Source organism: Vibrio sp. OPT46 (assembly GCF_015163535.1).
Classification (GTDB): domain Bacteria; phylum Pseudomonadota; class Gammaproteobacteria; order Enterobacterales; family Vibrionaceae; genus Vibrio; species Vibrio alginolyticus.
Genome location: NZ_JADDYG010000160.1, coordinates 32,320 through 40,287, shown reverse-complemented (window position 1 = coordinate 40,287; position 7,968 = coordinate 32,320). Strand labels below are relative to the sequence as shown.

Sequence of the window (7,968 nt, the reverse complement as noted above, 5' to 3'; positions counted from 1 at the left end):
ACTGGTAGAGACCCCCAAACCATATCATTGGGGTTATACGAAGCAAACGAGAGGGATTATACGCAAAAATATCGCTTTGGCTATACGCAAATAACCTAGCTGTCATTAGTCACGGGGTTTCCTGTGAGCGAAACGATTATTTGCAAGTCACTTGAGTATAGAGGAGCCAGTTGTTTTTGCGTGTGTGAGAGGCACGTGTAATTAGAAGAGTAGTCTAAAAGAGTGGAGATTCGTTTGAGCAAAGGTAGGTGGCGGTACCTTGCACAACGATAAAGGCAGAGAAAGCACTAGAGAGCATTTATAGATCGAATAACTTATCAAATTCTCTTTGTTCCATAATGTCTTCTATGCGGCGTCGAGTTTTCTGCTTTACCGCCGCCGCGTTTTGTTCAGACTCTTTTTTGTCTTTTTCTGACTGCTTCTTACTTTTTCTAGCCATTGGATACCTTCCAAATTAGTTGCATTATCCATTAATGCATGAAAACTGAATCAGTTAACAGTAAAACTTCCTAACTTTGAACCTGAATCACAGAGAATAGTTCCAGATTGCGTTTTCTCACAATATTCAAAATCGATCATGAAGCTATGAGAAAGAAGTTTCGGTAATACGTGCCTTCGTAAAATATCACCATTTAATTGATGTATTTTAGCGTTCCAAGAGGTTTGAGGTTGTTCTAAATTAAATTCAATTTCTAACATTTATTCTCCTGTTTTTTAGTGATTTTCTCTTTGTTAAGTAATTGATACCAATGCCTTTGACGGCCAGTTCTTTTTGAGGACATGATTTTTCCTATAAATAATAAATTAAGCAGTACTATTCAGTTTATTTTAGATAGCACAAAGCAATGCCTAAAATTAGGCTGAGTGATTGATGAAAGAATATTTTTGAAGGAGAGAGGTTTGGTGCAGCATGGGCATGCTACACCAAGAAAAGCAGTCTTATAGAGGAGTTACTTCAGTCGCTTGAGGACCTTTTTTACCTTGCTCTACATTGAAGCTTACTTTCTGACCTTCAGTCAGTGTTTTGAAACCGTCAGAAACGATAGCGTTAAAGTGTACGAATACATCTTGGCCGCCGTTGTCTTGAGATAGAAAACCGAAGCCTTTAGTTTCGTTAAACCATTTTACTGAACCAGTTACTTTAGACATAAAAATACCTTTGAATTAAACATTAAAATTATGATTTGTTTTGTGGATCTTTTCTAAGCTATTGAATGTTCAATCAAGAGGAAGTTGTACGCAGGTGTCTGAATTGGGGATTCAAGATTTTACTGAGAGGAAACTTAAACTAAATGTTGCATTAACAGCTCTCTTCTAAGAGCCAAGGCACACTATACACCTTGTTTAGAAAATAGCTACATTTATTTTAGATAAATTAAATGTGCTCATTATTAACTCGATAAATTGTATTGTTCGAAAAAGTTGAATAAGTAGAACGAATAGTATGGCTCATAATTTTAGCTCATCAACCTAAAATAGAACCTTATCGATAGCCATAGATTGAACATGCGATTTGCAAACGGTCACAAAGATAAACTAGGAGAACTAGTATGAGTACATTCAGAGAAATTCGTCAGCTTATTCCTGCGCAACCTACTGCTGATGGTGATGGAGTGAAAATTCGCCGTGTAGCGGGTTTCAATCATGCTAGCTTTTCTCCATTTTTGATGATGGATGAACTCAAATCAGAAGACCGCGCTGACTATATCGGCGGTTTCCCTCCGCATCCGCACCGCGGTATCGAGACGCTTACTTATATGTTGAAAGGTCATTTCCAGCATCGTGATCATATGGATAATGTTGGCGAGCTTCGTTCCGGTGGTGCACAGTGGATGGCGGCAGGAAGAGGCGTCATCCATAGCGAAATGCCTATTATGAAGGAAGGCGAACTGCATGGTTTCCAAATTTGGATTAACCAGCCTGCGAAAAATAAGATGCAGCCAGCTCAATATCATGACTTTCAACCTGAAACGATCACTGAGTTTGATACTCCGAATACGGGGGTTGTACGTTTGATTGCGGGTCATATGACTATAAACAACGAACGAATTCAGGGGCCGCTAACAGAGACAGGTGTTGCTGCCACGGTAGCCGATTGGAGAGCGATGGGTGGTCAAGCTTTGAATTTGAACACGGAGCAAGACAATAACATGATGCTCTATGTCTATAAAGGTCGTATTCAATTAAAAGGTCGTGAGATCAATCAAGGCGAAATGGCCATTTTATCGAAAGGTGAATGGGTTGAATTGCAGGCCGAAAAAGAGAGTGGTGCACTGATCTTTATTGGTGAGCCAATTAATGAACCCGTGGTGCATTATGGCCCTTTTGTCATGAATAGCATGGAAGAGATAGAACAAGCTATCCAAGACTACAACTCTGGGTTATTTGAAACTTACTAGTTTTGACAGCCTACTCGCTTTTTCAGTTAGCGAGCAAATTAAAACAGTTTTGAGCCTGAATATTGGGCTCGACCAGAAGCAAATACGATAATCCACTGCCATCGAATTTGCGTTAGCCACGTTTAATCCACGTGGCTTTTTTCTACTTCTGACTCCATCGTATGATGGCTTCCTTTCCTGCTTCAATTCCTAACTCATAAGCATGACGCAGTGGTGCTGGCGATCGACTCAGCCGTTTCAACTTGAATGTTTCAGGAGGACACACTTGAATGATTTCGATACCAGGTGGTGGGTTGTTGATCAGCGCTAAGGTCTGATTGTAGCGAACTTCACGTGTCAACATAGGTTCAATTAATCCGGGCGTTTCTTTCAACATCCTCCTAGTTAGGGCGCTGAATTTTCCTCTTGGCTTTTGATAGCTTGCGGGCTGACTGCGTAAAACCATAATCTTTTTGGCTCCTCGCTTTATTGCTTCTGCAACAGGAAGTGCGTCTGAGACGCCACCATCAACGTATTGAATTCCGTTCAGTGATACGCCATTTCGGTAAAGTACAGGCAGTGCGCTGCTGGCTTTCATTGTTTCTGCCAAGTTGTCGATATCAGGAAGGTGGTACTCCGCTTGCCCATTGTCTTGACGCGTCACGCCTAAAAAGAAAGGTCGTGAATCAGCTTTGAGCGCAGATTTATCGATGCCAAGTTCTTCGAGGGTGACATTCCACATCCAGTCTAAGTTCATCATATCACCACCACGTAGAAGTTGAGATGGAGAGATAAATTCTTTTCTTAAGCTGTAATCGAGGTAGATTTTTAAGTTACGTCCGGGCATTTTAGCTAAGTAGGCAGCCAAGTTGCTAGCACCCGCAGACACTCCCCAAAAGCTATCAAATGGAGAGAACTCGCTAGCAAGAAAATGATCGAGTATGCCGCATGAAAATACGCCTCGCATGGCTCCACCTTCGACAATCAATGCTCGAGAGCCTACTTTTTCCATCACTTCGCTCCACTCTTTATCAATCGGATAATCGCTTGCAGCTTAACGCATAATGGTTTTATACCCAAGTGGGCCAAAGGTCTAGGTTGCGTTCCTTTGAATAAAAAGGGCATCAACGGATGCCCTTGTCACTTTTAGCCTATGGAATTGCGGGTAATTGAGTCGCTAATTTAGTGAAGGAGACCGAGCCAACTAACCCCCTTACATAGAGCCATACCTGTAGTCCCATACTGATCGTTGTTGGAATAGTTTGATGATCACTTGTTAAATAGGCATACAAACCCTATCCAGAGCGTTGTAAGCAAAAGTAATGGGGTGAATACTTTCTGGATAGAAGCGCCATCAGTTAAATTGTAAATTTTGATGGATTCATTATAAAACGCTCGTTTGAACTCTTTGAAGCTAATGTCGCTCTTTGCATGCGACTGTTCATAGTGCTGGTGCGCAGCGTCCGATAGCTGGTATTCCAAGTCTTGGAGCTCGTACTCCTTGTTAAAAAACGCATCCCAAGCCGAAAGGCGGGCTATCGTTTTAGGAGATGGATCCCCATTTAGTTTCTCTAGACGTTTAGCATAAGCTGCTTGATATTTATCCACGGTATATTCCTGTCTGAATAGACGTTGAGTTAGAACATATGTAAAAAAGAAAAATAAGTAATAAAAGGTTTTTTACGTTCTATACCTGTGATAAATGCTAAAAATTTCAATGCTCTAGCACTCCGATGTCGCAAATGATATTGATGGAATTGCTCTGCGACAAATAAAATAATTACTCTAGATAACAACGAATTTTTGTTGTTTTTTTTAAAAACTGATCATGAGATTGAGTGGGGATTTTTACCGAGAAGAATTTCGCTACTGTAACTGTCTATATTTACTCAAAAAGAGAAAATCTTAGAAGCTTTCTTTGATTGATGTGAGATATTTTAGGTCGAAAAGCATTAATTTTGGCTATGCTTATAGTTCGTCTTTTTTGTTGTTGAACTCTACTTCGAGGGGGAAAGAACCCATATTTCGAGCATAGGATAGCTCGCTTTTTCGTTACGTCGTTCTTGGAGTTTGAATCAGTGACGACGCTATGAGTCTAGCATCTTGAACTCACTTGGGTGTATTGATTAATTATAAAAGTAAAGCAGTGCTGAGCTAGGATAAACTTCAACGTAAAGGTGACGGTATGAATATACAATCAGCCATTATTGAATATGCGATAGCGATTATAGGCTTACTTTTGACGGGCGTTACCCTCTGAGCATGACTGCCCAGAGGATAGAAAGCGCATTAGCTTTTTGCTAACGATTGATGTTGTATCGAGCCATTGCAGCTTCTTCTGACGATACAACCGTTTTACCAATTGGTGCGAGTGAAATAACCGCTAGCTTGAGGTGTTGGAGCGCAAACGGAATGCCGATTATGGTGACAAAGCATGCTGCTGCAGAAAGTACGTGACCGATAGCTAACCAAAGGCCTGCAAATACAAACCAAAGGACGTTACCAATAACGCCGAGCGGACTCGTGCCAATGTCCATTTCATTGGTCAATTCATCGCGTGAGATGGCCTCTTTACCGAATGGGAAAAAGGAAAAATTACCCATAACGATACACGCACGCCCCCAAGGTATTCCGATGATGCTAATAAAGGCCAAAATACCAAAAAACCACCATAGCAACCCCATAAATACGCCACCAAATACAAACCAAATGATGTTACCAAGTGTTCTCATTCTATTTCCTTTATTCTTGAATGTGATGATTCAGATACCTGAGAGCAGCGTAAAACAAATCTAAACCGTCTGTTTTGTCGATGTGTGCTTTTGTGCCCTCATTCACCTGATTGATAGAATAATCGCTGTAGTCTTAACAGAGAATGAATGCCTTCCCTAAGGCAAGTCTTTTTAGTATAGAGCGTAATACTCAATCAAGCATATAGCCAAGAATCGCATTATCTAGAGACAACTTTCTCGATATATTGACAAATTTGCTCTGCCAATCGATGGCTGGCAATGTTGCGTTTTACTACTTCATTAGCAATATTTCCAGACTCAACGACGCCAAACCAGTCGAGCAACATCGAATGGAAACCTTTACTCGTTAGCATTGGCGTCCAGTCTTTCAAATTGATTTTTTGCTCTTGGTTAGCTTGCCATAGTTTGCCTTCAACGAAGGAGTCGAACTCAACTGCCTTGTTTGCATAACAAGCTTGAACGCGCTCTGTAGTGATACCGAAGTGGCGATTCATCGAGGCGTGGAGCAAAGTATCTCCATGTTGCCACTGAATATCTAAACGCGCCAACTGACTACCTTCAAGTTGATGAGTTACATAAGCATCTTTTAGATCGGCTTTGGCTGTGACGTTAACGCTGTCTAATGGGTGAATAAAATCATCAAATATAAAGGTACGAACATCCCCCGGTAGTTGGTGACGGTTCTTTTCCCAGCGTAGCGACTTTAAGTCAGATATGTTGCCTTGCTGCACTTGTGGCATATGTTGGTTGTAAAGTGGAATGTGACGACGGTTAAAGCCCACATAGAGTGGCTGTCTCTCTTTTTCGGCAATGTCGTACAGCTTTTCTACGTCATCAGCACTATTCGCTAATGGTTTGTCGACAAAGGTTGGAATTCCATGCTGCAGAAAAAATGCCGCTATTAGAGGGTGTACGCTTGTTGCCGCATGAATCATGACGGCATCGACGCCAAAGTGCAGAAGTTGCTGGTAGTCTTGGCAGATCTCTGAGATTCGATACTGCTTAGCCAGGCTCTCAAGTGTGTTTGGGTTGCGGGTACAAAATACAAGTTCGATATTTGGAAGCTGAGTGATAACAGGAAGGTATGCTTTCTGAGCGATATCCCCTAGACCAATAATACCAATTTTCATCCTAGTCCTTATCTCGATGTATGGAGCGCGGACTGTCAGTATAACGCTTGGCGCGGCGATGAGTTTAAATACCTTGTTAGAAAAAGCCTGATTCACACTTTGAGCCAGGCTATATTGAATGATTTAGGAAACGGCTCGGCAGGCTTTGAATATATCTAACTTGCTATCGTAGGCTTGAGTTTGCACATCCATAATGCCTAATAAAGAGTGGAACACGTTATCATGTGAGTATTGGCCTGCATTCTGTGCTTGTTTATACAAACAGTCGGTATTGATCTGCTTCGCTTGTTTAAAGCCCGAAGACAGCCACATAATCAAAGGAACGCGTTTTTGGAAATCTGGTGCAAGGCCATAAGGCATACCATGTAAGAACAATCCGTTTTCGCCTAGTGACTCACCGTGATCCGATATGTAAATTAGCGCGGTATTATACTCAGACTCTAACGCTTTAAGTTTTTTGATGGTTTCTGCCAATACAAGATCGGTGTAGCGTATTGTATTGTCATATGTGTTCACTATTTGTTCGATGCTACAGTTTTCGATATCTGCACGTGGACAGTCTGGTTTAAAGAAGGCGTTGTCTCTTGGGTAACGCTGAAAGTAGGTCGGACCGTGGCTTCCTATAAGGTGCATGGCGACCACTCGGTTACCGTGCATATCCGCGACTTCCTGATCAAAATGATCTAATAGCGCCATGTCGTAACAAGTTTGGCCATTACACATAGGGCTTACTTGCTTTCGATCAACTTCGATTTTCTTGATCTTGTGGGCTACTTCTTTATCCCCACCGTCATTTTCTTTCCAAATGAGGTCAACCCCGGCGCGCTGCATTATATCGAGAGCATTGTCCTGGTTATCCGCTTTGGCGCGTTCAAACTCGTTTCGCGTGAGCTGTGAAAACATACAAGGCACAGATACAGCAGTCGCGGTGCCACAAGATGCGACGTCTTGAAATGAGATAACATCCAATTTACTAGTATAAGGGTTTGTCTCTCGTGTATAGCCATTGAGTTGGTAGTTCTGCGTTCGAGCGGTTTCTCCTACGACAAAAACCAGTAGTGTTGGTTTGCGCTGTGCTTGCTGTACGGCGCTATCTGACTGCTTTGCATCTGTGCCGATTTCTCGATATGGCTCTGGCGTGGTGAAATATTTCTCCTTCACATACCCGGTCGCGCTGTAAACGAACTGGGTGGGTATGATGATTTTTTTTAGGTGGCTATTGTTGCGCCCTACAGATGCGTAGTCTTGATAGTACACGCTGGCAATGACGGCGATGACAGCTAGCGACGACAGCATCGATACTAATTTGGTAACAGAGAAGTACAGTAATTGGTGACGTTGAGATTGCAGCTTGACCTTAAAGACAATTATCGCTGGGATAACTCCCATAATCAGCGTCCAAATTACAGAGTGAGCACTCAGGTAAGAACTCGCCTCGCTCGAATCGGTTTCAACAATATTGGCAATCATTCCAGAATCGAAAAGTGTGCCATAGTTATAGCTTGCGTAGCTCACCATACTTGAAACAATAATTAAAATTATAAAGAACGGCTTGCCGATCCAAGGCCAACTAAATAAATTAAAAAGGAAATTGAGCGCGGCAAGAAAGAAAATTGGTATTGTGATAATAAATCCAATCTTGACATTATCTAAGTGTGTAAAGATGCCGATCAGTTCTTTATAAATAGGGATATTTACGACGAGAGT

Annotated in this window: 9 protein-coding genes; 1 reads left to right on the top strand and 8 read right to left on the bottom strand. The window is 41.8% G+C overall.

The features are described 5' to 3' along the window. Positions 1 to 298: 298 nt before the first annotated feature. From IQR33_RS06940 to IQR33_RS06930, 3 genes are all read right to left on the bottom strand, one after another. The gene (locus IQR33_RS06940; RefSeq protein ID WP_017633782.1) at positions 299 to 439 is read right to left on the bottom strand and encodes a PA3496 family putative envelope integrity protein; all 141 of its coding nucleotides are present in this window, start codon (positions 437 to 439) and stop codon (positions 299 to 301) included. Positions 440 to 489: 50 nt separating this feature from the next. Further along, positions 490 to 699, bottom strand: coding sequence for a hypothetical protein (locus tag IQR33_RS06935; protein WP_005373692.1), 210 nt, complete (start codon positions 697 to 699; stop codon positions 490 to 492). Between the two features lie 240 nt (positions 700 to 939). After that, positions 940 to 1,149: a cold-shock protein gene (locus IQR33_RS06930; RefSeq protein ID WP_005373691.1), complete on the bottom strand. Its 210-nt coding sequence runs from the start codon at positions 1,147 to 1,149 to the stop codon at positions 940 to 942. A gap of 401 nt (positions 1,150 to 1,550) precedes the next feature. On the opposite strand from IQR33_RS06930, the gene IQR33_RS06925 reads away from it, so the two are divergent. Then, positions 1,551 to 2,399 carry a pirin family protein gene (locus tag IQR33_RS06925; protein ID WP_064369375.1) on the top strand — a complete coding sequence of 283 codons (849 nt, stop codon included), beginning with the start codon at positions 1,551 to 1,553 and terminating at the stop codon, positions 2,397 to 2,399. A gap of 142 nt (positions 2,400 to 2,541) precedes the next feature. On the opposite strand, the gene IQR33_RS06920 is transcribed toward IQR33_RS06925, so the two are convergent. The 5 genes from IQR33_RS06920 to IQR33_RS06900 all read right to left on the bottom strand — a co-directional run. Next, positions 2,542 to 3,390: a patatin-like phospholipase family protein gene (locus tag IQR33_RS06920; RefSeq protein ID WP_053349290.1), complete on the bottom strand. Its 849-nt coding sequence runs from the start codon at positions 3,388 to 3,390 to the stop codon at positions 2,542 to 2,544. Between the two features lie 257 nt (positions 3,391 to 3,647). Continuing rightward, positions 3,648 to 3,986 carry a hypothetical protein gene (locus tag IQR33_RS06915; protein WP_193843604.1) on the bottom strand — a complete coding sequence of 113 codons (339 nt, stop codon included), beginning with the start codon at positions 3,984 to 3,986 and terminating at the stop codon, positions 3,648 to 3,650. 692 nt (positions 3,987 to 4,678) lie between these two features. Then, positions 4,679 to 5,110 carry a YccF domain-containing protein gene (locus IQR33_RS06910; protein WP_005373685.1) on the bottom strand — a complete coding sequence of 144 codons (432 nt, stop codon included), beginning with the start codon at positions 5,108 to 5,110 and terminating at the stop codon, positions 4,679 to 4,681. A 218-nt stretch (positions 5,111 to 5,328) separates the two neighbouring features. Continuing rightward, positions 5,329 to 6,261, bottom strand: coding sequence for a Gfo/Idh/MocA family protein (locus tag IQR33_RS06905; RefSeq protein WP_193837918.1), 933 nt, complete (start codon positions 6,259 to 6,261; stop codon positions 5,329 to 5,331). 123 nt (positions 6,262 to 6,384) lie between these two features. After that, on the bottom strand, positions 6,385 to 7,968 hold a 1,584-nt coding region (locus IQR33_RS06900; RefSeq protein ID WP_228013783.1), incomplete at its 5' end, for a phosphoethanolamine transferase.